The 25,395-nt window shown below is 52.1% G+C and carries 28 protein-coding genes and 1 pseudogene; 14 read left to right on the top strand and 15 right to left on the bottom strand.

Going from position 1 to position 25,395, the window contains the following annotated elements; genetic code table 11:
* Positions 1 to 227: 227 nt before the first annotated feature.
* The 8 genes from IR141_RS08610 to IR141_RS08575 all read right to left on the bottom strand — a co-directional run bounded on the left by IR141_RS08610 (position 228) and on the right by IR141_RS08575 (position 7,025).
* Complete coding sequence (locus IR141_RS08610; RefSeq protein ID WP_135036001.1) at positions 228 to 1,022, bottom strand: ABC transporter ATP-binding protein; 795 nt, start codon at positions 1,020 to 1,022, stop codon at positions 228 to 230.
* Complete coding sequence (locus IR141_RS08605; protein WP_135035997.1) at positions 1,019 to 1,924, bottom strand: ABC transporter permease; 906 nt, start codon at positions 1,922 to 1,924, stop codon at positions 1,019 to 1,021. The genes IR141_RS08610 and IR141_RS08605 overlap by 4 nt, the downstream gene beginning before the upstream one ends.
* Positions 1,925 to 2,035: 111 nt before the next feature.
* Positions 2,036 to 3,058 carry an ABC transporter substrate-binding protein gene (locus IR141_RS08600; protein ID WP_135035994.1) on the bottom strand — a complete coding sequence of 341 codons (1,023 nt, stop codon included), beginning with the start codon at positions 3,056 to 3,058 and terminating at the stop codon, positions 2,036 to 2,038.
* 315 nt (positions 3,059 to 3,373) lie between these two features.
* On the bottom strand, positions 3,374 to 4,036 hold the full coding sequence (locus IR141_RS08595; protein WP_135035991.1) for a hypothetical protein: 663 nt from the start codon (positions 4,034 to 4,036) through the stop codon (positions 3,374 to 3,376).
* Positions 4,037 to 4,461: 425 nt separating this feature from the next.
* Positions 4,462 to 4,800, bottom strand: coding sequence for an iron-sulfur cluster insertion protein ErpA (gene erpA / locus IR141_RS08590; RefSeq protein ID WP_135035988.1), 339 nt, complete (start codon positions 4,798 to 4,800; stop codon positions 4,462 to 4,464).
* Positions 4,801 to 4,969: 169 nt separating this feature from the next.
* On the bottom strand, positions 4,970 to 5,980 hold the full coding sequence (hemH, locus tag IR141_RS08585; protein WP_135035985.1) for a ferrochelatase: 1,011 nt from the start codon (positions 5,978 to 5,980) through the stop codon (positions 4,970 to 4,972).
* 272 nt (positions 5,981 to 6,252) lie between these two features.
* Positions 6,253 to 6,468: a hypothetical protein gene (locus IR141_RS08580; RefSeq protein WP_135035982.1), complete on the bottom strand. Its 216-nt coding sequence runs from the start codon at positions 6,466 to 6,468 to the stop codon at positions 6,253 to 6,255.
* 128 nt (positions 6,469 to 6,596) lie between these two features.
* Positions 6,597 to 7,025, bottom strand: a complete 429-nt coding sequence (locus tag IR141_RS08575) for a YqaA family protein (RefSeq protein ID WP_135035979.1) — start codon at positions 7,023 to 7,025, stop codon at positions 6,597 to 6,599.
* A gap of 701 nt (positions 7,026 to 7,726) precedes the next feature.
* Between IR141_RS08575 and IR141_RS08570 the strand changes: the two genes are divergently transcribed.
* The 4 genes and pseudogenes from IR141_RS08570 (at position 7,727) to fabI (ending at position 10,151) form a co-directional block, all read left to right on the top strand.
* Complete coding sequence (locus IR141_RS08570) at positions 7,727 to 8,122, top strand: hypothetical protein (protein WP_135035976.1); 396 nt, start codon at positions 7,727 to 7,729, stop codon at positions 8,120 to 8,122.
* A 46-nt stretch (positions 8,123 to 8,168) separates the two neighbouring features.
* Positions 8,169 to 8,561 carry a hypothetical protein gene (locus IR141_RS08565; RefSeq protein WP_135035973.1) on the top strand — a complete coding sequence of 131 codons (393 nt, stop codon included), beginning with the start codon at positions 8,169 to 8,171 and terminating at the stop codon, positions 8,559 to 8,561.
* 113 nt (positions 8,562 to 8,674) lie between these two features.
* Positions 8,675 to 9,155, top strand: a pseudogene (locus IR141_RS13455) (IS1595 family transposase); the annotation flags it as partial.
* 201 nt (positions 9,156 to 9,356) lie between these two features.
* Positions 9,357 to 10,151, top strand: a complete 795-nt coding sequence (fabI, locus tag IR141_RS08560) for an enoyl-ACP reductase FabI (RefSeq protein WP_135035970.1) — start codon at positions 9,357 to 9,359, stop codon at positions 10,149 to 10,151.
* 80 nt (positions 10,152 to 10,231) lie between these two features.
* On the opposite strand, the gene IR141_RS08555 is transcribed toward fabI, so the two are convergent.
* Positions 10,232 to 10,384 carry a hypothetical protein gene (locus IR141_RS08555; RefSeq protein ID WP_167743135.1) on the bottom strand — a complete coding sequence of 51 codons (153 nt, stop codon included), beginning with the start codon at positions 10,382 to 10,384 and terminating at the stop codon, positions 10,232 to 10,234.
* Between the two features lie 286 nt (positions 10,385 to 10,670).
* Here IR141_RS08555 and IR141_RS08550 point away from each other — a divergent pair, with 286 nt between their 5' ends.
* Together IR141_RS08550 and argF are read left to right on the top strand one after the other, a co-directional pair.
* The gene (locus tag IR141_RS08550) at positions 10,671 to 11,777 is read left to right on the top strand and encodes a class I SAM-dependent methyltransferase (protein WP_135035966.1); all 1,107 of its coding nucleotides are present in this window, start codon (positions 10,671 to 10,673) and stop codon (positions 11,775 to 11,777) included.
* A 269-nt stretch (positions 11,778 to 12,046) separates the two neighbouring features.
* Positions 12,047 to 13,039 carry an ornithine carbamoyltransferase gene (argF, locus tag IR141_RS08545; RefSeq protein WP_135035963.1) on the top strand — a complete coding sequence of 331 codons (993 nt, stop codon included), beginning with the start codon at positions 12,047 to 12,049 and terminating at the stop codon, positions 13,037 to 13,039.
* Between the two features lie 738 nt (positions 13,040 to 13,777).
* On the opposite strand, the gene putP is transcribed toward argF, so the two are convergent.
* Both putP and IR141_RS08535 read right to left on the bottom strand, forming a co-directional pair.
* Positions 13,778 to 15,274: a sodium/proline symporter PutP gene (gene putP, locus IR141_RS08540; RefSeq protein ID WP_135035960.1), complete on the bottom strand. Its 1,497-nt coding sequence runs from the start codon at positions 15,272 to 15,274 to the stop codon at positions 13,778 to 13,780.
* 116 nt (positions 15,275 to 15,390) lie between these two features.
* The gene (locus tag IR141_RS08535; protein WP_135035957.1) at positions 15,391 to 15,735 is read right to left on the bottom strand and encodes a hypothetical protein; all 345 of its coding nucleotides are present in this window, start codon (positions 15,733 to 15,735) and stop codon (positions 15,391 to 15,393) included.
* 120 nt (positions 15,736 to 15,855) lie between these two features.
* Here IR141_RS08535 and IR141_RS13865 point away from each other — a divergent pair, with 120 nt between their 5' ends.
* The 8 genes from IR141_RS13865 to IR141_RS08500 all read left to right on the top strand — a co-directional run bounded on the left by IR141_RS13865 (position 15,856) and on the right by IR141_RS08500 (position 22,845).
* Positions 15,856 to 15,990 carry a hypothetical protein gene (locus IR141_RS13865; RefSeq protein WP_255518811.1) on the top strand — a complete coding sequence of 45 codons (135 nt, stop codon included), beginning with the start codon at positions 15,856 to 15,858 and terminating at the stop codon, positions 15,988 to 15,990.
* A complete protein-coding gene (gene lgt / locus IR141_RS08530; RefSeq protein ID WP_135035954.1) occupies positions 15,987 to 16,844 on the top strand; it encodes a prolipoprotein diacylglyceryl transferase in 858 nt (285 codons plus the stop codon). The genes IR141_RS13865 and lgt overlap by 4 nt, the downstream gene beginning before the upstream one ends.
* 122 nt (positions 16,845 to 16,966) lie before the next feature.
* Entirely contained in the window at positions 16,967 to 17,563 is a 597-nt protein-coding gene (locus IR141_RS08525; RefSeq protein WP_135035951.1) for an aminodeoxychorismate/anthranilate synthase component II, read from the top strand.
* Positions 17,564 to 17,750: 187 nt separating this feature from the next.
* A complete protein-coding gene (locus IR141_RS08520) occupies positions 17,751 to 17,924 on the top strand; it encodes a hypothetical protein (protein WP_167743133.1) in 174 nt (57 codons plus the stop codon).
* Positions 17,925 to 17,950: 26 nt separating this feature from the next.
* Complete coding sequence (gene trpD, locus IR141_RS08515; protein WP_135035948.1) at positions 17,951 to 18,979, top strand: anthranilate phosphoribosyltransferase; 1,029 nt, start codon at positions 17,951 to 17,953, stop codon at positions 18,977 to 18,979.
* 380 nt (positions 18,980 to 19,359) lie between these two features.
* Positions 19,360 to 20,154, top strand: coding sequence for a tryptophan synthase subunit alpha (gene trpA / locus IR141_RS08510; protein ID WP_135035945.1), 795 nt, complete (start codon positions 19,360 to 19,362; stop codon positions 20,152 to 20,154).
* A gap of 27 nt (positions 20,155 to 20,181) precedes the next feature.
* A complete protein-coding gene (gene accD / locus IR141_RS08505; RefSeq protein ID WP_135035942.1) occupies positions 20,182 to 21,051 on the top strand; it encodes an acetyl-CoA carboxylase, carboxyltransferase subunit beta in 870 nt (289 codons plus the stop codon).
* 228 nt (positions 21,052 to 21,279) lie between these two features.
* Entirely contained in the window at positions 21,280 to 22,845 is a 1,566-nt protein-coding gene (locus tag IR141_RS08500; protein WP_135035939.1) for a calcium-binding protein, read from the top strand.
* A 301-nt stretch (positions 22,846 to 23,146) separates the two neighbouring features.
* Here the strand turns inward: IR141_RS08500 and IR141_RS08495 are convergent, their stop codons facing one another.
* From IR141_RS08495 to IR141_RS08480, 4 genes are all read right to left on the bottom strand, one after another.
* On the bottom strand, positions 23,147 to 23,857 hold the full coding sequence (locus tag IR141_RS08495) for a hypothetical protein (protein ID WP_135035936.1): 711 nt from the start codon (positions 23,855 to 23,857) through the stop codon (positions 23,147 to 23,149).
* A gap of 13 nt (positions 23,858 to 23,870) precedes the next feature.
* Entirely contained in the window at positions 23,871 to 24,461 is a 591-nt protein-coding gene (locus IR141_RS08490; RefSeq protein WP_135035933.1) for a hypothetical protein, read from the bottom strand.
* A gap of 1 nt (position 24,462) precedes the next feature.
* Positions 24,463 to 24,780, bottom strand: coding sequence for a Mor transcription activator family protein (locus IR141_RS08485; RefSeq protein WP_135035930.1), 318 nt, complete (start codon positions 24,778 to 24,780; stop codon positions 24,463 to 24,465).
* Between the two features lie 259 nt (positions 24,781 to 25,039).
* Positions 25,040 to 25,180, bottom strand: coding sequence for a hypothetical protein (locus IR141_RS08480; RefSeq protein ID WP_167743131.1), 141 nt, complete (start codon positions 25,178 to 25,180; stop codon positions 25,040 to 25,042).
* Between the last annotated feature and the right edge of the window lie 215 nt (positions 25,181 to 25,395).

Raw genomic sequence — 25,395 nt, 5'->3', positions numbered from 1 at the left:
ATGCATAACATCCAGGTTGGGCTCCGCTGTGTGATAAAGCGGAGCAGTTTATAACAAACGGAGAGTGGCTCAATTTTGGAGCACAACTCCCCGTTTCCCTGGCTCAGTTTTGCACGATATTTAACAACGGCCTTTGGCTACGGATTCGGAACTTCCTTCGCAAGGCAGCAAAGCGCGGAAGTCCTTAATTGAATCAATAGATTCACGATATTTATCCCATTCCTGCTTTAATCCAACAGCAGGGCATCGTCCGACACTTTCTCGCCGCGTGTCTGCTCAAACAAATCCAGCAAATCGGGAACGTCCATGCCGGTGCGGCGATCGCCTGCAACGTCCAACACCACTTTGCCGCGGTGCAGCATCACGGTGCGGCTGCCGTGGTCGAGCGCTTGGCGCATGGAATGGGTTACCATCATTGCCGTCAGCTTGTTTTCGGCGATAATCTGATCGGTAAGCTCTAATACAAACGCAGCGGTTTTCGGATCGAGCGCAGCGGTATGTTCGTCAAGCAGCAGGATTTTGCTCGGCTGCAAGCTGGCCATCAGCAGGCTCACGGCTTGGCGCTGGCCGCCTGACAGTAAGCCGATGCGGTCGGTTAGGCGGTTTTCCAAACCGAGTTTCAACACGGAAAGTTTTTCGCGGAATAATTCACGGTTGGCTTTGTTTAGGGCAAATTTCAGGCCGCGCCTGCGGCCACGCGAATAGGCCAGCGCCATGTTTTCTTCTATGCTCAGTGCTTCACAGGTGCCCGCTAGAGGGTCTTGAAATACGCGCGCTACCAAATGGGCGCGTTTGTGCGCGGGCAGGCGGGTAACGTCTTGGCCATTGATTTGGATACTGCCGCTGTCTGCCAATAAATCACCGCTGATGGCGTTGAGAAAAGTGGATTTGCCCGCGCCGTTGCTGCCGATAACGGTTACAAATTCGCCGCTTTGAATGTGTAGGTTCATGCCGCGCATGGCGGGGTTTTCAATCGGCGTGCCCGCGTTGAAGGTAACTTTCAGATTATCGGCGCGCATCATGATGTGGCTTTCCTTGTAAGCGATCGTTTAACCGCCGGCAGGCGCAGGGCGATTACTACCAATACGGCGGTAATCAGGTTTAAATCGGTCGGGCGCACGCCCAAACTTTGCAGAAATTCGTTGCCCAATGCAAAGGCAATCAGCAGGCGGTACACCAGCGCCCCCACAACAGCGGCCAACGTGATAAAGATAATGCGCTTACTGCTCAGCAGGTTCTCGCCGATAATCACCGCAGCCAAACCGATAACGATGGTTCCGATGCCGCTGGCCAAATCGGCACTGCCTGTGGTTTGGGCAAACAGTGTGCCGCCCAAGGCAATCAGGCCGTTGGAAATCGCCATACCCAACACCACCATTTTAGAAGCCGCTACGCCCTGCGCCTTGGCCATACGCGCGTTTACGCCGGTTGCGCGCATGGCCAAACCGGTTTGGGTGTTGAAAAACCAATCGAGCAGCAGCTTGGCGGCAATCACGAAGCCGGCAATAATCAGCGGCTGCACCCAAAACTGGTTGCTGAAATCGGCGGCCACAAACGGCTCAAACACGCTCGGCGCTCCAATGAGCGGGATATTGGGTGTGCCGCCGGTAATCCGCAGATTAACCGAATACAATGCCACCATCACCAAAATGCTGGCCAGCAGCGGCAGAATTTTCAACGACACATTCAGCCACGCCGTTACCATGCCTGCACAGGCACCCGCCGCCGCACCTGCCAGACAGGCAAGCCACGGGTTAACGCCCGAACCCACGCATACGGCAAACACCACTGCCCCTAAAGGAAAGCTGCCATCGGCAGTCAGGTCGGGAAAATCAAGAATGCGGAACGAAATCAGCACGCCCAGTGCCACCAGCGCATAAATCAAGCCGGCTTCGATGCCGCCGAAAAAAGCGATCAGGCTCATAATTTGGTCAAACTTTCTTTCCGGTCTAGCCGCGTTTTCAGACGGCCGTCTGAAAACACAATCAGCCAACCTTCACGGCCGGCCAATCGTTTATCAAACTGAATCCATCGGTTACTCTTGCACTTCTTTAGCCTGCCCGAGCAAATCCTCCGGCAGTACCGCCCCTGTTGCGGCAGCATTCTTTTTGTTTAAAAACAAATCTAAAGTTTCCATGCGGGCTGATGGAATTTCTCCCGCTTTTTTACCGTTTAAGATTTGGAACACCATATCGCCGGCCTTCCTGCCCAAATCATAATAGTTCACCCCCAAAGCAGCCGCCGCGCCACGCTTGACAGAATCGGTATTCGAAGCAACCAAGGGTTTTTTCATTTCAACGGCGGCCTTATACATAGATTCGTAAGAAGCAACCACATTGTTGTCGGGCGAAGTGTAAAGCAAATCGACTTTGCCGTTTAAGCTGCGCGCTGCGGCCAGCACATCGGCAGAACGTTGCGCGGGTGCTTCCACTACGTTAATCCCTTGGGACGGGAGTTTGGCTTTCAACTGTGCTAAAACAGTGGTGGAATTCACCTCGCCGGGGCTGTAAACATAACCCACATTTTTCACCGCAGGCACGAGCTTTTTCATCAAATCGATTTGCGGTTCCAACGGTAGTTCGTCAGAAACACCGGTTACATTGGTATTGGAAGCCTCCCAGCCCGGAACCAGCTTCGCTGCCACAGGGTCGGTAACACCGGCATAAACCACGGGAATGGTTTTGGTTGCAGCCGCCATAGATTGTGCGCTTGGTGTCGAAACCGCCACAATTACATCAGGGTTGCTCCCTGCGAATTTCTTGGCAATCTGCGCGGCATTGGCGGTGCTGCCTTGCGCGCTTTGAAAATCAACCGTCAGATTTTTGCCTGCTTCATAACCCTTGTTTTTCAATTCGTCCAGCACGCCTTTGCGGACCGCATCCAGTGCCGGATGCTCCACAATCGCCGTGATGGCGATTTTTTTATTGCCGGCGGCAGCCGAAGTGTCTGCCGGCGCAGCAGCTTGCTCGGCAGGGGAACAGGCGGCCAGCAGCCAAGCCGCTGCGGCACTTAAAACATATTTTTTTGAAACATATTTTTTTGCAGATTGGTGGTTCATTAGGAACTTTCTTAATTAATGAAGCTGGCTGTTGGACAAACTGTGCAATGGTATTTTAATTTTTTTAAAAAATCACTGCCCGCATTGACGTGCAACCGCAAATCAGCCCCATTAAAATAGATTTATATTTTAAAATATTGTTAAATATTAAGTATAAATACTAAATAAATGGTTTTTAACCAAATAAAATTATAACCATAAGTTTTCTTGAAGGTAAATATGGTTATCTTCCGGGCCGCCGATATGCAAGCCAAACAGAGAGGCCGTCTGAAGATATTCAGACGGCCTCTCTGTAAATTTGGTGAGAAATCTGATTTACTTTCCCGATTGGCCGAGAAAGTAGCCTGCAGCAATCAAAAAAACCACCGCCAGCACAATACCGCCGGCAATCAGCACCTTTTCACCTTTAAACCAAGTCATCCAACGCCACGCGCCCAGCTCCTTTTCCATTTTCTCGTTGAGTTCCGCACGTATCTGTTTGCGCAGGCGTTTTTCTTCGGCCAGTTTTTCCAACTGCATACGGTGGGCAATTTCCTGCTGCTTCTTATGTTCAAAAGCTACTTTTTCCTCCCACTCGATGCGTTTGCGCGCAATAGCGGCCTCGGTAGCGGTTGCAAAATGCAAACGGCAGGTGGGGCACTCCGTGGTTTCTTCGGGATTATCGATCATAGTGCGGCACACCGGACATTGATCGAAAATAGTCTGAACCTTATCCTCTTCTATTTCTTCCGGCAACAGCTCGAGCGAGTGGCGGATAATCACATCCAACCCCAAATAACTGAAATATTGCTGGGCGTTTTCACGTTCGTCTTTGGTGCAGTTTTCCGCAATAATAGCCTGAGAACGCTCGGCCAATGCCTGAATCAGGTCATTGGCTTCATTTTCCGGCAGGTTCTCGAGCAGGCAGGCGTTGATACGCTCGCTGTCGATACCGGGCGGATAAGACACATAAACATCATAGAGTTTCTGTTGGCTCATTGTTTTTCCGTTACATCTATTTCTAAAAACAGCTCAGACTTTAAATCTCTGGCAATACTTTTTTATTTTTTAAAAAACCAAATCTTGGGTAAATTCAGTTTATTAAGCTGCTAACACGTATCAATATGTAGATATCGAGATTATGCGATTGTAGCAGCTTTGTCAGCCGCCTAGATACAAACGGCATTTATTTGCGATTAAATCAAATGCTGCTCCGTTTTTCAGCACTGCTGTTTCAGCCCGTATGGCTTATTCAAAGATACTTTGAAAAAGTAATGCTTAAAATTATAAATTAAGCATATATATTTCTGTGGATTATTTCGCCCTTACAACTTGCCGCAGGCAACAGAAATTGATTTAACACAAAGCCGAAACCTCCGATTTTTCTGTTTTCAGGCTTGTAGGCGCGATTATGGTGTCGGAAATCAAACAGAAAATGATGAACCGCAGCCGCAGGTGGTGGTTGCATTCGGGTTGCGGATAACGAATTGCGAACCTTGCAGGCTTTCGGTGTAGTCGATTTCCGCGCCCAGCAAATATTGATAGCTCATTGGATCTACTAAAAAAATTAAGCCGTTTTTTTCGATTTCAAAATCATCATCGTTTTTGATTTCATCAAAAGTAAAGCCGTATTGAAAACCTGAGCAACCGCCGCCGTTCACAAAAACACGCAGTTTCAAATCAGGGTTGTTTTCTTCGGCGATTAAGTCGGCCACTTTGGCGCAGCAACTTTCGGTAAAGATGATGGGGGTTTCTTCTGACATGATGTGCTTCCTTGATTGTGATAGTTTGCAGCTATTGTCGCGCAAACGGGCTGCTCAAGCAAGTTAGGGCGGTGGCCGCGATTTCAATATATTACAAAGCCGGTTAATGCTGTTTTTACCCGCCGCCCAAGTTGGTCGGAAAAGCTCAGGCCGTCTGAAAACACCTGCTTTAACGCCAGCCTTGCAGGTTGCGCTCCACCAGCGAGGTTAAGGCATCCATCCATACCGTATCGGTATTCAGGCAGGGGATATACCGGTATTGGCGGCCGCCTGCTTCATGAAACTGCTCACGGCCGGCAATGGCAATTTCTTCCATTGTTTCGAGGCAGTCGCTGACAAAGCCCGGGCAAAACACATCCAAATCAACCACGCCCTGTTGGGGCAGGCTGTCAAACAGTTCCTGCGTGCCCGGCCCCACCCATTTGGCTTTTCCAAACTGGCTTTGGAACGAAACCACATAATCGTTTTCGCCGATCGACAAAGCCTCTGCCAACAAACGGGCGGTTTCGCGGCATTCATGGGGATAGGGGTCGCCGTCATCGCTGTTTTTCTGAGGAATGCCGTGAAAACTCAGCATCAGTTTGCCGCCCCGCCCGTGCTGCGCCCAATAAGATTCGACATGCTGCTTCATGGCGGCGATATAGCCTGCATCGTTATAAAAACGCGACACAGTACGCACACTCATTTGGTTGCGCTGCCGTAACAGTTCGCCAAACACTTTGTCGAGCGCCGCGCCCGTGCTGGAGGCAGCATATTGAGGATAGAGCGGCACAACCAGCACCTGCGCCACTCCCTGCGCTTTCAGTTCACGCAAAACCTGCGGCACACCGGGATTTCCGTAGCTCATGGCATGGCGCACGACGATATCCGGCAGCCGCTGCCCCAGCAGAGCCGCCTGCCTTGCTGTATAAACAGCCAACGGCGAGCCTTCCGGCAGCCACACCTTCTCATAACCGTGGGCACTTTTTTTCGGACGCAGGGTCAGCACCACACCGTGCAATATCGGCTGCCATAAAGGTTTGGGCAACTCAACCACGCGGTGGTCAGACAAAAAATCACGCAGATACGGCTTCACCGCCGCAGCTGTCGGCTTGTCCGGTGTGCCGAGATTCATCAGCAACACAGCGGTTTTGTTTTGCTCCCCGTAAGGCAGGGCGGGTTCGGGTAAAAAATTCGGCATAGTATTTATCCTGTTTTTCAGACGGCCTATTGTGTTCCCAATCTTTTTTCAGACGGCCTAAGGCTGTTAAATTTGCGGCATTGTGCCGTTTTCCAAGGCTTGCCTGCCCGCTCCGCATAGCCAAAACCTTTTAAAGCCAAGGACGCACCGCCCCAATTCAGGCACCGCCGCTGCCGGCAGCGTGATCGGCCATTCAGACGGCCTGAGCAGATTTTGCAAAGATTCCGGCCAATAATAAATATTTGTTCGATATAAGGCAGCCATGCCGCACCTCAAACACCATTTTTATAGCGAATCGCCAAGGCAAACACAAGGCGGCAAACCACAGAGAGCGGCAAGTATCGTGAACCTGCTTCATTTCTGTTACCGCGTTGCTGCGGTTTGCCGCCCAAAGAAATGGTTTTACAAGCTGCCCAAGCAGCAACAAAACCTATTTCATATAGTAGTACTGCGAGACCTGAAACCTGCCGCCTCATACCGAAAATCATGCAGATTCAATAATATAGTTCATATATCGTGCAACACATCCTGCCGGCTCTGCCGGTATGCCAAGGCAGGCAGCGATGCAACCCAAACCGGCCGGTCAACGATAATAACAAAATAACAGCCGTTTGCTTTATGCGGCAAACACTGCACCGCCCCAAGCCTGTATGCCGCCGAGTAAAACGCCGTAGCGCAACAGTTTGCCCGCCGTCAAAGCCAGGCCGCACTTCCAAGCATTCAGGCGCAGCCAACCTGCGGCAAGCGGCAGGCCGTCTCCCACAACAGGCACCCAAGCCAAAAGCAGCATCCAAATACCGTATCGGCTCAGAAACTGAAATATTTTTTCAGACGGCCTTCGCTTATCGGGCAGCAGCCTGCCCATACCATACGATAAAATACTGCCCGCCGCGTTGCAAACGCCCGCCACCAACCACGCACCCAACCAAGATTCAGGATGGCGGATAACGAAAGCAGTAAAAGCGGCTTCAGACGTGCCCGGCAAAATGGTGGCGGAAGTAAAAGCAGACGCAGCCAAAGCGGCATAAAGCCAAAACAATTCCATAGTCGGCACGGCCGGAAAAATGCGTATTGTAATGCAAAGCATCCTCCAACCAACGCTTTTTTACCGCACCGCGCGGCATTCCCCTACCTGAATGATTTGTGTACCGTTAAACCGCCATAACCGCCTTCTGTACACCTCCTATTGCCCCAATCTGCGGTTTTGTGAAAATAACCAAAATTTATTCGGATTTTTGTTAAAACGCTGCCGGACTGCAAGAACAACCACGTCTAGGCCGTCTGAAAAATATTTGTTTATGCAAAACCAACCGATAAATTCAGGTCGAGCTTCGTTAAAAAACGATAAACAATGTTTTCCGTTACACAACAAAATAAACAACCAAAAGATGCGTCAATGTTATTTGACAAATGGAAAAGTGGTAAATATACAACATCATATATTTATGAAATCAGATAAAAACCACATCTTGCCGGTATGCCTGCATAACTGGCACACTATTAACCCATGCGTTAAAACGCAGATACAACTATCTGCATACTTTTGTATTTTATGAAAATAAAATAAAACACCCCAAATGCCGCCATCTTCATTACCAACCGATTTCGCTTAAAAGGCGGCTTACCCTATCCGGAATATTCCGACAACCTTTACACCCGTATTTAACCGTTTATCTAAAAAACAATCACAAGTGTAATTTATTTGGCATAATTATTTTGTTAAAAAATGTATTTTTTAGATAACTTATGAAACGACCGCTTTTTGTAACGGTTCTTGCTTGGTTCTTAATCGTTTCTTCGGCATTATGCACCCTGGCCATGCTGGCAACCGGACACAACCCCGAAATGCAGGAAATTATCTGCCACATTCCGTTTCCGATAGGCATTTATACTTATACCGCCGCATATTCGGGATCAATGCTGAACACCCTGGCCGGCACAGCCATGCTGCATGCCAAAAACTGGGGGCGGTGGCTGTATGTGGCCTATGGCACGGCAGGCATCATATTTAATCTGTCGGTGTCACCCAACCAACCCATGCTGCTTTACGGAGTGGTGCTTTTTGCCTGCATCGTGTATTTTTTGTTCCGCTCCCGTACACATTTTTATTTTCAAACTTCCGGTGGAATAGGTAATGCGTAATTTCTTGAGTATGATATTTTTCTGTGGCGCCGTTTTCTGTTTTTATATGCTGGGGCTGACCGCCTTTATTTCCACCCAAACCATTGTGGACAAATGGTCGGCTTTATTGGCTTTTTCAGCAGCAGCCGCCGTGTTGGCGGCTATCGGCTTGACCATCGCGCGCTTCAAAAACTGGCGGCTGAAAACCGGCATGATGCTGCTGTTTTCATGCCTGGCCGTATGCAGCGTGATGTTTGTGATTTTAGCGGCACCCGCCACTCCGATTATGGCAGGAGCCGGTAACATCATGCAGCTTAAAGATTTCGGCGATTACCAAACCGGCGGCACAATCCTGTTTTTACTGCTCACCACTTCATGCGTTTTAGTAATCCGGCACACCCGCATATCCAAACTTAAAAACAGAATTGCCGAGCTCAAGCAGCGTATCCAACGGCTTTAACTCCGATAAAACGACTGCCAGCGGACAGAAAAACAACTAAATAATTACATGAACTGTACTTAGATTAGCAGTTATGTCCACCCAGAAAAATGAAGATAACAAACTGTAAACCAAGCAAAGACGAAGTTTTTGACGGTTCCATTGAGCTGGATGAAAGTTATTTAGGCGGACAACGTAAAGGAAAACACGGTCACAGAGCTACAAGTTAAAGTTGCCGTCTTTGGTATTATGCAACGTAACGGCAAAATTTTTATCGTATCGTAGTTGAAAACACCAAGAGAAATACTTTGCTTCCTGTTGTTAAAGCCTGACAACATTGTCTGTACCGATTGTTATAAAAGCTGTGATGTGCTTGATGTTGGGTGGATTTACCCATCACCGTATCAATCATTCGCAGATCTTCTGCAGACCGTCAAAACCATCTACAGCATTGAAAATTTCCGAAATCAGACAAAGCGCGTTCTACGAAAATATAATGGAATTGTCCGTCAATCCTTTCCGTTACTCTTGAAAGAGTGTGAATTTCGTTTTAACTTTGGCACGCCCAAAGAGCAGTTAAAAGTTCTACGGGTTTGGTGTGGTATTTGGGGATAATCTAATACAGTCCCCTAATTCAATCAAAAATTCAAATTGCGCCGGGGTTATGGTTCAGAGTTAGAGAAAACCTGGCAAAGACTGTCTGAAACTTTAAAACCGTCAAACGCCAAAACACCTGTTTTCTATGCCGAAAGCGGGTATTTTGATATAATCCACGGTTTTTAAAAACCGCAAAACCTCTACTTAAGGATAATCAACATGGGCTTTTTGCAAGGTAAAAAAATCCTCATCACCGGCATGATTTCCGAGCGTTCTATCGCTTACGGCATTGCCAAAGCCTGCCGCCAACAAGGTGCGGATCTGGCGTTTACCTATGTGGTGGACAAACTGGAAGAACGTGTGCGTAAAATGGCTGCAGAATTGGGCTCCGAACTGGTGTTCCGCTGCGATGTGCAGAGCGATGAAGAAATCGCGCAAACCTTCGCCGACTTAGGCAAAGCGTGGGACGGCCTGGACGGATTGGTTCATTCTATCGGTTTTGCTCCACGCGAAGCCTTAGACGGCGATTTTCTAGACAGCATCAGCCGAGAAGCCTTCAAAATCGCCCACGAAGTTTCCGCCTACAGCCTGCCAGCGCTGGCCAAAGCTGCCCGCCCGATGATGCAGGGGCGCAATGGTTCGATTGTCGCACTCACCTATCTGGGCGCAGTGCGCGCGATTCCTCACTACAACGTGATGGGCATGGCCAAAGCCAGCCTGGAAGCAGGCATCCGCTTTACCGCTGCCTGCCTGGGCAGGGAAGGCATACGCTGCAACGGCATTTCTGCCGGTCCGATTAAAACCCTGGCCGCCTCGGGCATTGCCGATTTCAGCAAACTGCTCGGCCATGTGGCCTCGCACAACCCGCTCGGCCGCAACGTTACCATCGAAGAAGTGGGTAACACCGCCGCCTTCCTGCTCTCCGACCTGGCCTCGGGCATTACCGGCGAAATCACCTATGTTGATGGCGGTTACAGCATCAATGCCCTCAACGATCCCGAAGAAAAGGCCTGAGCCCGTCCAATACGGGATTCAGGTCTCGGTAGCCGCTTGATTAAACTATCCGGGTTTTTGGGTTGGTTCATTTCGGGCAGTTATTCTCGGCAGCGGGCAAAAGGCCGTCTGAAAACTGCAGCAATACTGTTTTGTGTTGCCGTTTTTTTCAGACGGCCTTTTCTTTTCAAATGGCCTGCTTTCAGACGGCCTGAAACCTTTGCAAAACTCATCAGGCCGTCTGAAATATTCAATTATCGTCATTCCCGCGCAGGCGGGAATCCGGCCTTAAAACCATCAAGTGTTTTATTTCAATAACTTACAAAAAACGACTGGATTCCCGCCTGCGTGGGAGCGCAGCGGACTTCAAAACCAATGACGGGATTTAAGCATTTCAAACAGTATTATTAAGGGTATTTTTGCAAGGTCTCGGCATTTATTGCCTGCTCCGGCAAAGACGGGCGGGCGTTAGGAAACCGCAAACGCGGCCGGTCAAATTATAGTAAACTTGCTTCCTTTAGTTTGCGTTCACGCCAAGCCATGACTGTTTTCATCCCCACCGACCGCGAAACCGCCGAATGGCGCAACGAAAGCACACAGAAGCCGCCGCAACGGGCGGTTTATCTGCACGAATGCGGCGCAGCTGCGGTTTTGAAGCAGGCTTATGCAGACACGGCTACGGTGTGGACGGGCGATTTCCACAATGCCAAGCAGGTGTTGGCGGCGGTACAAAAGCGCGTGCGCAAGCCCGCTGCCCGGCAGGCGGAGATTCAGACGGCTTTTCACCGCCACCGTATGCGGCAGGCGCAAACCAGCCGTGTGCTGAATATGCTGGCGGTGGAAATCGGCGCGGGGTTTGCGCTCGAGCTGCCGCGCGCGCCGGATGTTCGCAGCGCACTGGCCGATGTGTACAGCAGGCCGAACAGTAAGCCTTTCCTGCTGCCGCTCAATCAATTGCTGGGTTTTATCGGTGCGCACGAGTGGCACAAAAAAGGCGTGTTCGTGCCGGAGCTTGATGCCGCCGTTTATGTGCCGTTCGGTGTGTTTTCACCGCTGCGCGGCGAATATCTCAGCCTGATTGCCCGCGCGCCGCTGCCCCAACCTTGCGAAAGCGCGTTCGATATCGGCACGGGCTCGGGCGTGATTGCCGCCCTGTTGGCCGCGCGCGGCATTCCCTGCATCACCGCCACCGACAATAATCCGCGCGCCGCCGCCTGCGCCCGCGCCAATATTGGGCGGTTGGGATATGGCGGGCGCGTGCAGGTTGAAGAAACCGATTTGTTCCCGCAGGGGTGCGCCGATTTAATCATCTGCAATCCGCCGTGGCTGCCCGCCAAACCCACTTCCGCCGTTGAAACCGCGCTTTACGATCCCGGCCACGCCATGCTGAAAGGCTTTTTAAACGGCGTGCGCGAACGGTTGAACCCCAACGGCGAGGCATGGCTGGTGATGTCGGATTTGGCCGAACACCTGCACCTGCGCGAGCCGGATTTTCTGCAGCAATGCTTTCAAGCGGCCTCGCTGGCCGTGGCGGGCGTTCTGCAAACGGCGCCCGCGCACCGCAAGGCCGCCGATGCCGCCGACCCGCTGGCATTCGCGCGCAGCAGGGAAACCACCAGCCTTTACCGTTTGAAAGCAGTTTTATAGTGGCTTAGATTTAACATGTACAGCGTTGCCTCGCCTTAGCTCAAAGAGAACGATTTTGTAAGCCGCTGAAGCGGCAACAGAATCGGTTCCGTACTACCTGTACTGTCTGCGGCTTCGTCGCCTTGTCCGTGTTAAATTTCAGCCACTATTGAATTTCCATCAAAAACCGTTGCGCAACGGTTTGTAGGAACGGCAGAAATCCATTACTATCCCAAGCAAACCGTTGTCGTTCAGAAGGCCGTCTGAAACCCACCAAGAAAGCAACCACCATGAACCTCAAAAACCGCCACTTTCTGAAACTGCTGGACTACACCCCCGAAGAAATCGAATATCTGCTCGATCTTGCCGCCGAGTTGAAAGCCGCCAAAAAAAACGGCAGCGAAAAGCGCAGGCTGACGGGTAAAAATATCGCGCTGATTTTTGAGAAAACCTCTACCCGCACCCGCTGCGCGTTTGAAGTGGCCGCCCACGACCAGGGCGCAAACGTTACCTATCTCGAGCCGGCAGCCAGCCAGATCGGCCACAAAGAAAGCATCAAAGACACCGCCCGCGTGTTGGGGCGTATGTATGACGCTATCGAATACCGGGGCTACGGCCAGGAAATCGTGGAAGAATTGGCCGAATATGCCGGCGTGCCCGTGTATAACGGCCTGACCAACGAGTTCCACCCCACTCAGATTCTGGCCGATATGCTCACCATGCGCGAACACTGCCGCAAGCCGCTGCGCCAAACCATCTATGCCTATGTGGGCGATGCACGCTACAACATGGGCAATTCGCTGCTGTTGGGCGGTGCCATTCTCGGCATGGACGTGCGCATCGGCGCACCCCGCCATTTGTGGCCGTCTGAACAATTGATTGCCAAAGCCCGCGCCACCGCCGAGAAAAGCGGCGCGCGCCTGCTCTTAACCGAAAACCCCCAAGAGGCGGTTAAGGGCGCGGACTATATCCACACCGATGTGTGGGTGTCGATGGGCGAGCCCGAAAGCGTGTGGAAAGAGCGCATCGAACTGTTGGCACCCTATCAGGTGAACGCCGCGCTGATGGCGGCCTCGGGCAACCCCGATGTAAAATTTATGCACTGCCTGCCTGCATTTCACAACAGCGAAACCGAAATCGGCAACCATATCCGCCAAACTTTCGGCATGGACGGCGTGGAAGTAACCGAAGAGGTGTTTGAAGGCCCTGCATCGGTGGTGTTCGATCAGGCCGAAAACCGTATGCACACCATCAAAGCCGTGCTGGTGGCCACGCTGGCCTAGCATCAGAAAGCTGCCGCGCGGCCGAAACCGGAGCCTTTATCCTACGGCTTTGCGTAAGTGCATCTCCTGCAAACGCGAAACCCCTTTGGCACACACTGGAGGGGTTTTATCATGCACACCGTTTCCACACCACCAATTCCGTTTTCCACCTTCCCGAAAAACGCCGCACCGTCCGGCCCGCAAAAAAACCAACGGCACACGGGGAAGCTCTCTGCATGTTCAGTGCAAGGCGGCAAGACGCTTATTCTTGTTACGGCATTGCCCGAAAGGCCGTCTGAACAAACAGGCCGAAACCTTGGCTAAAATACCCTTAGCCGTCTGAAAATGCTTAGGCTCCATCATTCCCGCGCAGCAGACTTGCAAACTCATAATAATGGTTGAATATTGGTGGTTGAATGTTTCAGACGGCCTGAATAAATTTTGCCAAGGCCTCAGGCCGTCTGAACTCCTACCCTTTGGATCATCCCTTTATTTTGTTACCGCGGTGCCGCACCCGGCAAAAAGGCCGGTTTTACCGGCCGCCCAAGCGGTAACAGAGTCGGTTTCATGCTTTCTTCACCGCCTGCAGGGTGCGTTGTACCGCATTAAAACCGCTCATTACCGTCCGAAACCCTTTACAAAATATTCTGCAAAACCCCAGATAGCACCAAGCATCCGAATATAAGAATGCACCCCTTTGCGCGGGGTGCATTCCATCAAGAAAAGGCCGTCTGAAAAACCTTTCAGACGGCCTGACGGTTATTTCGCGGCCTGATAAGCCTTGTCGGCTTCTTCAAATTTGTTTTCCATTTCTTTGGAAACCCTGCCCATCAGCGATACGGCCACAATGGCAATGAAGCAGGCGATAAAGCCGGGCACGATTTCATAAAGGCTGCTGCCGGTTAAGGGCTTCCAAGCCACCACGGTAACGGCACCGGCAATCATGCCCGCCAACGCGCCGGCGGCGGTCATGCGCTTCCAGAACACCGACAAAATCACCACCGGGCCGAACGCGGCGCCGAAGCCCGCCCAGGCGTAAGACACCAGCCCCAGCACTTTGCTCTCGGGGTCGGCAGCGATGATGATGGCAATCACGGCCACGGCCAGCACCATAATACGGCCTATCCACACCAATTCCTGCTGCGGCGCGTTGGGGTGAAGAAAGCCTTTATAAAAATCTTCGGTGATGGCACTCGAACACACCAGCAGCTGGCACGACAAGGTGGACATCACGGCAGCGAGAATGGCCGAAAGAATCACGCCGGCAATCCACGGATTGAACAAAATGGTGGTCAGCGCGATAAAGATACGTTCGTTGTTGCCCGCCATTTCGCCTGCCTGTTCGGGGTGGCCGCCGAAATAGGCAATGCCGAAATAACCCACGGCACACGCGCCCGCCAAGCAGAGAATCATCCAAGTCATGCCGATGCGGCGGGCGGATACCAGCGATTTCACGTTTTCGGCCGCCATAAAGCGCGCGAGAATATGCGGCTGGCCGAAATAGCCCAAGCCCCATGCGGCAGTGGAAACAATGCCCATCAGGGTGGTGCCGGCCAGCAGGCTGCCGTATTCCTTGCCGGTGGCGGCGGCCACGCTCTGAATGGCGGCGTTCATTTCATCGGCACCGCCCAAAGCCAGATACACCATCACCGGGGTGATGATAAGGGCAAAAATCATCAGCGTGGCCTGCACGGTATCCGTCCAGCTCACAGCCAGAAAGCCGCCGATAAAGGTGTAGGCAATGGTTGCGCCCGCGCCCAGCCACATGGCCTGGGTGTAGGTTACGTCAAACAGGCTTTCAAACAGCCGCGCACCGGCCACGATGCCCGAAGCGCAATAAATCGTGAAGAAAAACAAAATGATGGCAGCAGAAATCACTTTCATCGCCCTGCCGCCCCCACCGAAGCGGTGAAAGAAATAATCAGGCAGCGTGAGCGCGTTGTTGTTGTATTCGGTGTGTACGCGTAGGCGGCCGGCCACCAAAAGCCAGTTGAAATACGCGCCCACGGTCAGGCCGATGGCAATCCACGCTTCGCTCAGACCGGAGGCGTAGATCGCGCCGGGCAGGCCCATCAGCAGCCAGCCCGACATATCGGACGCACCCGCCGACATCGCGGTAACGAAGCTGCCCAAACTGCGGCCGCCGAGAATATAGTCGTCAAAATTGCGGGTGGAAAAATACGCCGCCAAACCAATCAGCAGCACGGCAACCAGATAGATGCCGAAGGTAACGTACATCGGATTAAAAGCACCCATAAAAAACCTCTTTCTCAAAATATTTTTCTGAACAGGCCGTCTGAAACGGCAGCAACGGATACCGCATACTGCGGCCGATGATGCTGCGGCATTTAACCGCAAGCTGCCGCTTTGCGTCAAGACGGGTTGGAAGCGGTTAAGGCTTGAAAAGATGCGCTCTGCAACCGCCCGCACTGCGGGGCGTGTCCTGCCCTTTGTGCAGGCGGTGCGGGCTTGGCACCCACCCGTCCGCCCTCTGCCGCAACAGTATATTCCGCCACAAACCCGTTGCCGGCAACGGGCAGCCGAAGCGCGTGCCCACCGAATGCGGCGGGGTTCGCCCGTGCCGCCGCAAAGCGGCAAAACTCTGGTATCGGCGTGCGCTCAGGCAGCAGGCCCGCTTTATTTCGGCAGCGGGAGGCAGACCGCAGGCCGTTCAGACGGCACGGAACCGGTTCGACCGCCGATCGGGCGGCCTGCAAAACCGTTCTATTTGAGAGGGCTAAAAAGCAAGCAGGCTCAAGAAAAGGCAGACTGATGCGCGGCAACGCCGCAACGCAAATGAAGCGGGTTCACCATATCATCGCACCCGACCGGCCGGTATGAAGCGCAGAGCCCGACAGCAGCCGGCGGAGCAGGCCATGCCCGAAGCACCGCCGCAAGGCCGCGCCTGCTTTTCAGACGGCCTCTGCTATAATAACCGCCCACCCCACCCGAAAACAGGTATTCCCTTATGATGATACACCCGCAGTTCAGCCCCGAATTAATCAGCATCGGCCCGTTGGCGGTACGCTGGTATGCGCTCAGCTATATTGTCGGCTTCGTTCTGTTTATCTGGCTGGGAAGGCGGCGCATCGACCGGGGCGGCCAAGTGTTTACCAAAGAGATGCTCGACAATTTTCTCACCTGGGGCGTATTCGGCGTGATTCTCGGCGGTCGTTTGGGCTATGTTTTGTTTTACAAATTTTCCTACTATATGGAACACCCCGCCGATATTGTGAAAGTGTGGGAAGGCGGCATGTCGTTTCACGGCGGTTTTTTAGGCGTGTTGGTTGCCATGTGGCTGTTCGGCCGCAAATATAAAACCGGCTTTTGGCGCACGGCCGACTTTGTTGCCCCGCTGGTGCCGTTGGGTTTGGCCAGCGGGCGCATCGGCAACTTTATCAACGGCGAACTGTGGGGACGCATCACCGACATCAACGCTTTTTGGGCAATGGGCTTTCCGCAAGCCGCCTATGAAGATACCGCAGCCGCCGCCCGCAACCCGCAATGGGCAGAATGGCTCGCGCAACACGGTATGCTGCCGCGCCACCCCTCGCAGTTATACCAATTTGCGCTCGAAGGCATCTGCCTGTTTGTTGTCGTGTGGCTGTTTGCCCGCAAACCGCGCCCTGTCGGACAGGTGTCGATGGTGTTTCTAACAGGCTACGGTGTATTCCGCTTTACCGCAGAGTTTGCCCGCCAGCCCGACGACCACCTCGGCCTGCTCACGTTGGGCTTATCGATGGGGCAATGGCTGAGCCTGCCCATGGTTGTGTTGGGCATTGCCGGCTTTATCTGTTTCGGCAAGCGCAACGAGAAGGCCGTCTGAAAACCGCCCCGGCAGGCAGGCCGTTTCAGACGGCTCTTTATAAAAGCAGCAGCAGATTCCGCCGAGCCGGGCAACACCGTATCCTTTGCACGGATACCCACTCCACAACAGGCTGAAACACCATGCTTTTAATGATAGACAACTACGACAGCTTCACCTACAACATCGTGCAGTATTTCGCCGAACTCGGCCAAGATGTAGAAGTGTTCCGCAACGACAGCATCACCCTCGAAGAAATTGCCGCGCTCAACCCGCAGTATCTGGTTATCGGCCCCGGCCCCTGCTCGCCCAAAGAAGCCGGCATTTCCGTGGCTGCCATGCAGCATTTCGCAGGACGGCTGCCGGTGATGGGCATCTGCTTAGGCCACCAAACCATAGGCGAAGCCTTCGGCGGCAATATCGTGCGCGCGAAAACACTGATGCACGGCAAAGTATCGCCCGTGCATCATTTAAACAAAGGAATGTTCCGCAACCTGCCCGACCCCGTAACCTGCACCCGCTACCACAGCCTCGTTATCGACCGCCCCACCCTGCCCGAGTGCTTGGAAATCACCGCTTGGACCGATGACGGCGAAATCATGGGCGTGCGCCACAAAACGCTGCCCGTTGAGGGCGTGCAGTTCCACCCCGAAGCCCTGCTCACCGAACACGGGCATGAAATGCTGGATAATTTTTTAAAAGAATTTGCAGGCTTTCAAACGGCCGAAACGCAAACATAAGGCCGTCTGAAAAGCTGAATAGAAAAGGAATACACCATTGCCGCGCGCAGGTCGCCAACTGTTCCACGCACAGCAGACGGGCTTTTGCAACCAACCCGGCTTCCATTTTCACACGGCCGCCGATGCAGGCAGAGGCCGTCTGAAAAGCTGACGAAGCGGTGAAAAGCAGCGCACTGCGTTTGCGCCCGTGCCGCCGCCCGTTTTCAGACGGCCCCAACACCGCATCAAGCCGTCTGAACACAATAACGGCAAGCCCCGCGCCGTGATTGCGCAAGCTATCGGCAAAAAGCAATACGCCGCAGTTGCACAGGCTCCCGCCCGCCTTTTCAGACGGCTCGAGCGCAAACACAAGGCCGTCTGAAAGCCCGGATATAAAGGAAACGTGTCATGATTACCCCCCAGCAGGCCATCGCCCGCCTGATCGGCAACAACGAGCTTTTTTATGACGAAATGACCGCGCTGATGCGCCAGATTATGAGCGGGCAGGTGCCGCCCGAGCAGCTGGCCGCCATTCTCACCGGCCTGCGCATCAAAGTAGAAACCGTGTCCGAAATCAGCGCCGCCGCCGCCGTGATGCGCGAGTTTGCCACCCCCGTGCCCGTGCGCGACCCAGACCATTTGGTCGATATTGTCGGCACCGGCGGCGATGGTGCCCAAACCTTCAACATCTCCACCACCGCCATGTTTGCAGCCGCCGCAGCCGGCGCAAAAGTGGCCAAACACGGCGGCCGCTCGGTGTCGTCATCCAGCGGCGCGGCAGACGTGCTGGAAGAAATGGGCGTAAACCTCAACCAAACGCCCGCTCAGGTGGGCAGCAGCATCGACCATACCGGCATCGGTTTTATGTTTGCCCCCAACCACCACAGCGCCATGCGCCATGTCGCCCCTGTGCGCCGTTCGCTCGGCTTCAGAAGCATTTTCAATATTTTAGGCCCCCTCACCAACCCCGCAGGCGCACCCAACCAACTGCTCGGCGTGTTCCACATCGACTTGTGCGGCATACTCTCGCGCGTGTTGCAGCAACTCGGCTCGCAACACGTTTTAGTGGTACACGGCAGCGACGGCCTAGACGAAATCACCGTTACCGGCCCAACCCGTGTGGCCGAGCTGCATCACGGCACCATCAGCGAATACGATATTTCCCCCGGGCAATTCGGCCTGGCCACCTACCCCAACCTCGACAGCATACGCGTTGGCAACAGTGCCGAATCGCTCGCCATGATGAACCGCGTTTTGGCCGGCGAGCCCGGAGCCGCGCGCGATATCGTGCTGCTCAATGCAGCGGCCTGCCTGTATGCGGGCAATGTGGCCGACTCGCTGGCAAGCGGTATTCAGGCCGCTGCCGAAGCCATCGATTCGGGCAGAGCCAAAGCCAAGCAGGCCGAGTTTGCCGCCTACGCGCAAAACGGTGGATAACCGCCTCCCCCGAAAACAGCCCCGAATCCGGCATCTTCATCTTAGGGAGTATAGTCAGAATGCTTGTGAAGCGGTTTTTTGAGGAAAAATCCGCAGATGCCAGGCAAAAAGCGCAGTAAGATTGAACATCTTGCGAGCATTTTGAACGCCGCAGATGCAGATTTTAACCAAAAATACCGCCGCAACGCTTTCTGACTACACTCCCCAACCAAATGAAAAATAAGAAATATTGAAAGCACAATCTGCGCTGCCTGCATTTTGCCCGGCGCGCAGATTCGGATAAATTATCGTTCAGGCAAAATCAAAGCAATGTTATACTTGTTTTTTTATGATTCCTTATTTTCAGGCCGTCTGAAAGCCGGGCTGCCGCATTCCGAGCCATGAGCAGAATCCAGCAAACCTTTAACGCGTTGGGCAATAACAAAGCCCTGATTCCGTATATCACCGCCGGCGACCCCGATCTCGGCACCACGCTCGCGATCATGCACAGCATGGTTGCCAACGGTGCCGATTTAATCGAACTGGGCGTGCCGTTTTCCGATCCGATGGCAGACGGCCCCACCATCCAGCGTGCTGCCGAACGCGCCTTGGCGCAAGGCGTTTCGTTGAAAGACGTGTTGGAAGTGGTGCGCGGATTCCGCCAAACCAACCCGACCACCCCCGTGGTATTGATGGGCTATCTCAACCCCGTGCATAAAATGGGCTATGCCCAATTTGCCCGTGCCGCCGCCAAAGCAGGCGTTGACGGCGTATTAACCGTAGATTCGCCCATCGAAACCATCGCCCCGCTGCACCACGCCCTGCGGCAAAACGGCTTGGACTGCATTTTTCTGGCCGCCCCCACCACCGGCGAAGCACGCATGGCCGCCATCGGCAGGCTCGCCGGCGGTTTCGTATATTATGTGTCGCTCAAAGGCGTAACCGGCTCCGCACAGTTAGATACCGAAGCTGTTTCGCGTAAAATCAAGATTTTACGCAAATATACCGACCTGCCCATCGGTGTAGGCTTCGGTATCAGCAATGCTGAAAACGCCGGCAAAACCGCCGCTGTTGCCGATGCCGTCATCGTGGGCAGCCGCATTGTTCAGGAAATCAAAAACAACGCCGGCCGTGAAGCCGAAGCTGTCGGCGCGTTGGTGAAACAACTCAAAAACGCCGTTGCACAGGCCGTCTGAAAAAATCTTTCCAACCAAGGAGCAAACATGAGCTGGTTAGACAAAATCCTCCCTCCGAAAATCAAGCGTGCCGGCAAAAACGAATCCAGTGTGCCCGAAGGCCTGTGGCACAAATGCCCTTCGTGTGCCGCAACCCTTTATTCGACCGAGCTGCAGCAAAACCTGCAAGTATGCCCGAAATGCAGCCACCACAACGCCCTTTCCGCCCGCGAACGCCTCAACATTCTCTTAGATGAAAACGGCCGCGAAGAAATCGGTGCCAACGTCAAACCCATTGATATACTGAAATTCAAAGACAGCAAAAAATACCCCGAACGGCTCACCGCCGCCCGAAAATCCACCGGCGAAAACGATGCGTTGGTGGTTATGAAAGGCACGCTGAACGGCCTGCCCGTTGTTGCAGCCGCTTTTGAATTCCGCTTTATCGGCGGATCGATGGGTTCGGTGGTAGGCGAACGTTTTGTACAAGGCGTGCGCCGTGCCGCAGCCGATCGCTGCACCTTCATCTGTGTGGCCGCATCCGGCGGTGCGCGTATGCAGGAAGGCCTCAACTCACTGATGCAGATGACCAAAACCAGCGCAGCCCTGCACCTGCTTTCCGAAAAAAACCTGCCTTTTATCTCAGTGCTTACCGACCCGACTATGGGCGGCGTATCCGCCAGTTTCGCCTTTTTGGGCGACATCGTGATGGCCGAACCCAACGCCCTAATCGGCTTCGCCGGCCCCCGCGTCATTGAACAGACCGTGCGCGAAACCCTGCCCGAAGGCTTCCAACGCGCCGAGTTTCTACTTGAAAAAGGTGCCATCGACCAAATTGTCGACCGTCGCGAAATGAAACAGCGCATTACCGGCCTCATTACCCTGCTGCGCCGTGAGGAGCCTGTAAACACCGCCTGATTTTCAGCCGTACACTCCCCCTCACCAACACCACAAAGTAAACATCATAATACTCAAATAAGTTAATACATTGCCATTTATTCTAAATAAATGCCACTCGATTGGAATATAACCGCCTGATTTAAACCTGAACTAAAATAAAAGTGCAGATCTTAGCAGTTGCCTGTATCAAATTTACCGGTTTGGTGCGGGCAGTTTTTTAACGTGAAACAGCATGAGGAGTGCACAATGACACATTCATTCAAAGGTTTCAGCGGTGGCAAGAGCTACGGCTGGGGCGGCAAGGGCCACTACGGCTGGGGCGGCAAGGATAAAGGAATCGGTAACTGGTATTGCCCGCCTGTTATCCCCCCGATTATCGGATTTGTTCCGAAACCCCTACCTCCGATTATCGGATTTTTCCCGAAACCCCTACCTCCGATTATCGGATTTTTCCCGAAACCCAAACCTCCGATTATCGGACTTTTCCCGAAACCCAAACCTCCGATTATCGAACTTTTCCCGAAACCTAAGCCTCATCCGAAACCCGAGCCGAAACCCGAGCCCAAGCCTGAGCCGAAACCCGAGCCCAAGCCTGAGCCGAAACCCGAGCCCAAGCCTGAGCCGAAACCCGAGCCCAAGCCTGAGCCGAAACCCGAGCCCAAGCCTGAGCCGAAACCCGAACCCAAGCCTGAGCCGAAACCCGAGCCCAAGCCTGAGCCGAAACCCGAGCCCAAGCCTGAGCCGAAACCCGAGCCCAAGCCTGAGCCGAAACCCGAGCCCAAGCCTGAGCCGAAACCCGAGCCTGAGCCGAAAGACGACTGCATTGATTGCAAGGATAACAATGCCAATCCCGACAACAGTTTCGGCGGCATCGATAAAAATCCCGGCAATATTATTAAAGGCACACCCAACGAAATAGGCCAAATTCACGGTACCGAGAAAAAAGACACCATTTACGGTACTGATAAAGCTGATAAAATTTACGGTCATGCCGGTGCAGATGTGATCTACGGCGGTGCAGGAGACGACATCATCTACGGAAATGACAACGGCGATACGCTGTATGGCCAGTCAGGTAACGACAAGCTCTACGGCGGCACAGGCAACGATTACCTCAATGGCGGAGAAGGCAACGACATCATGTACGGAGGTCTCGGCAATGATGTATATCTGGTTGAGCAGAAAGGAGATTGCGTAGTTGAGTATGCCAACGAGGGTACCGACACCGTTCGCACCTATATTAATTACGAATTGCCGGATAATGTTGAGAATCTGATTCTGATGGGTACGGCCAATCTGAACGGAACCGGTAACAACCTGAACAACGAAATTATCGGCAACGGCGGCAATAATGAATTGCGCGGCATGGATGGTGATGACCGTCTGATCGGCAAAGGCGGCGACGACTGGCTTGATGGCGGTGCCGGCAACGACTATCTTGAAGGCGGCGTCGGCAACGACACCTATGTGTTCAATAAAGGTTATGGTCATGATGTAATCTGTGATTACGATACCGATCCGTGTAACCATGATGTACTTGAATTTTGGCAAGGCCTCCAGATTTCCGACTTAAGCTTTGCCCGCTCAGGCAACGATTTAACCATCAAAGCCGGCGGTCAAGATTCGTTGACTGTGAGCAATTGGTTTGAAAGTGCGGCCTACCGCATCGAAGAGTTTAAATTTGATGACGGCACCGTATGGAACAGCACCACTATCGATAAAGTACTCAACAGCTACGGTATCGATACATCCTATGCTTCTGTGGGCCAAGATCAAATCACCCAACAGACCCAAACCCAAGGCATTATTTAAGTTTGAAATAGCTTAAACCAACAGGCCGTCTGAAAAAACTTTCAGACGGCCTAGGATTTTTCAGCATCTAATTTGCCTCCACACTACAAAATCTTTAGAGACTGTCTTAGATAACCAGGTCAAATTCTCTTATCAATTCTTTTAAAAAGATAATTGAGATTTTATTTTAATGTTGTTGAAGCCGCGCGCGAAAAATCGGCGCATTTCGTGAGATAAATCGCTTTTGATTTTATTTCACTCTCAGCAACTTTGTTACAAATCCTGTCAAACAAAGGCAGGATTTTTTATGTTACATTAGTTATTATCTATAATTTGCGAGAATCAGGCGGTTGCACTCGTCTAATTCAATCGGTGCTGGTGAAGTTGCCCCGTTAAATTCACTAATGGCCGCGTCTAGATCTGCCAAACGCGCCTGCATGTCTTCTATTTCGGTTTGCAGGTCTGTAATGGTTTCGCGGCGTTCGGAAATGCTCGGCAGTTCTTCATTACCCCATTTTGAACCGATGGCGGTTTCAATGGTTTGCATAATTCGGCTGTGAACCGCATCGGGGAAAAAATAACAAAGCGTGCTTAATGTACGGTCTTCTCCATGACTGAAAAAATTGCCTGATAAGAATTCGCCGTGTGCCGCGCGGAAGCCAGAGAAAATCCAGTTTTCGCGCAATGTACCGTATTCCTTTCTGCCTATTGTGTGGGTTTCAAGCTTATTTAAAGGCATATTGCTGTAACTCGGTATTTCAATCGCGGCGTTTTCGCCGAAACCGCGCCGTTCGCTCGTCAAGAGGTTAATCAAAATTTGTTCGGCCTGTTTGCTCTCGGCGGCAATATGTTCTTTCAGTAACAGGCTGAAATCCGTCTTGCTTACGGGCATATCGCGCAAGCGTTTGATTTCGCTTTTCAGTTTTTCAATTTGCCCCGCTACATCTTCACGTTCCTTACGGATTGCGGCGGCCTGATTTTGAAAGGCTTGTAGTGCAGATTTTGCAGATTCAATGGCTTTTGTTTTGTTCATGGTGTTTGGTCTTTCATCGGTAGTTCGTCAAATGAATACAGGCTTTCACGGCCTGATAATAGGTTACATCGGGATGTTGCTTCTGATATTCGCGTGCCAAATAATCCAGTTTCTGTGATTCATTTTGAAAGATTGGAAGTGGAGGCTCAGAAAAATCAATATCCATTTCAAATGTGATATATGGTGTGGATATTTCAGAAAAATTCAGTGACTCCATACCTTTAACAGCTGGATTATTCAAAAAGGCAATGTGATTCAGTTTTAGGCCGGTAGGCAAAAGGTCAAACCCCGCTGAAACGTGCCTGTACATGCCCTTTCTTACCATACTCAACAATTCTGCGGTAATAAAGGCATTGGCATACAGATTTTTTCCGTCAAATTCCAATTCATGGACAATCCCAAGCGGTTCTAGCCCTTTGGGGAATTTCCCAATTTCGCGGTATTCGCCATGCCCGATAAACAAAGCGGCGCGGCCATTGGTGCGGCTGTTGTGTTCGTCGGCAATATCTTTCAGCATTTGCGCGGAAAACTGGCGGTGCCGTCCTTTAGAATCCCGGTGCGTTCCCACACGGAAAATCTGAAAGCGTTTCAAAGATAAATTCATTTCAACCTACTTTCAAAATTCGGTAGACTCGTTGCAATGAAATACCGTATTTAGAGGCTAATTCACCACGCGAATAATTACCTGTTTCAAAATCGGCAATGATTGAAAGACGGCGTTCTTCGGACGAATTTGAATGCCCGCTTCTAAAGTAAATCAGTTGTCCGCCAAAGGTTTCAGATATGCCGTCCGAAACGGCCAAAGCTGCCGCGGAAACAACCGATTTAGGAACGGCGCGCTGATTTAAAACTTCGGTTACTTTATCGGCAATGTAGGTTAAAACTTCATCACCGCTGATAGTTGTTCTTGATTTACTGCCCATTTTCAAATTCCTGTTTTGAGAATTAAAGTTTCCCCGCCGCCTGTAATATTCAAGCCATGAATCAGGTAGATGGCCGCTGCATTTTTGTCAGAATGCCTTGCCACTAATTTATTAATACAAATTAAAATCCGGCAAAGGCTTATTCTTTTAATCTATCCCTATCTTCTGAAATCATCGGATAATCAGTTGTTAGGTTTAGGGTTACAAAAAGCGTATTGCCGGAATTCCTAGAGAATCAGCGCAATGCGCTTTTTCTCTTTTATTTCAAATAAAAATCCAAGCGTTCGCGCAATGCCGCATTTAATGATTGCCCATTGTCGTATTCGCTGAATTCAACGCATGTTTCAGGCATTTCCACAAAATCCAAAGCGTGAACAAACAAAGCACGGTCACGCGGCATCAGGCGGCCTTCCCGTATCAGGTTCTCAACAAATTCCGCATTATCCGCATGCAGTTTGCCCCATTTTTCCCTTGCCTGTTTGGCATGGTGTTAAATATCGTGCAAAACTGAGCCAGGGAAACGGGGAGTTGTGCTCCAAAATTGAGCCACTCTCCGTTTGTTATAAACTGCTCCGCTTTATCACACAGCGGAGCCCAACCTGGATGTTATGCATG

The organism is Neisseria sp. 19428wB4_WF04 (genome assembly GCF_015235335.1).
Taxonomy (GTDB): Bacteria; Pseudomonadota; Gammaproteobacteria; order Burkholderiales; family Neisseriaceae; genus Neisseria; species Neisseria musculi.
Note: the sequence above shows the minus strand (reverse complement) of the source record. Positions and strands in the feature narration are given on the sequence as shown.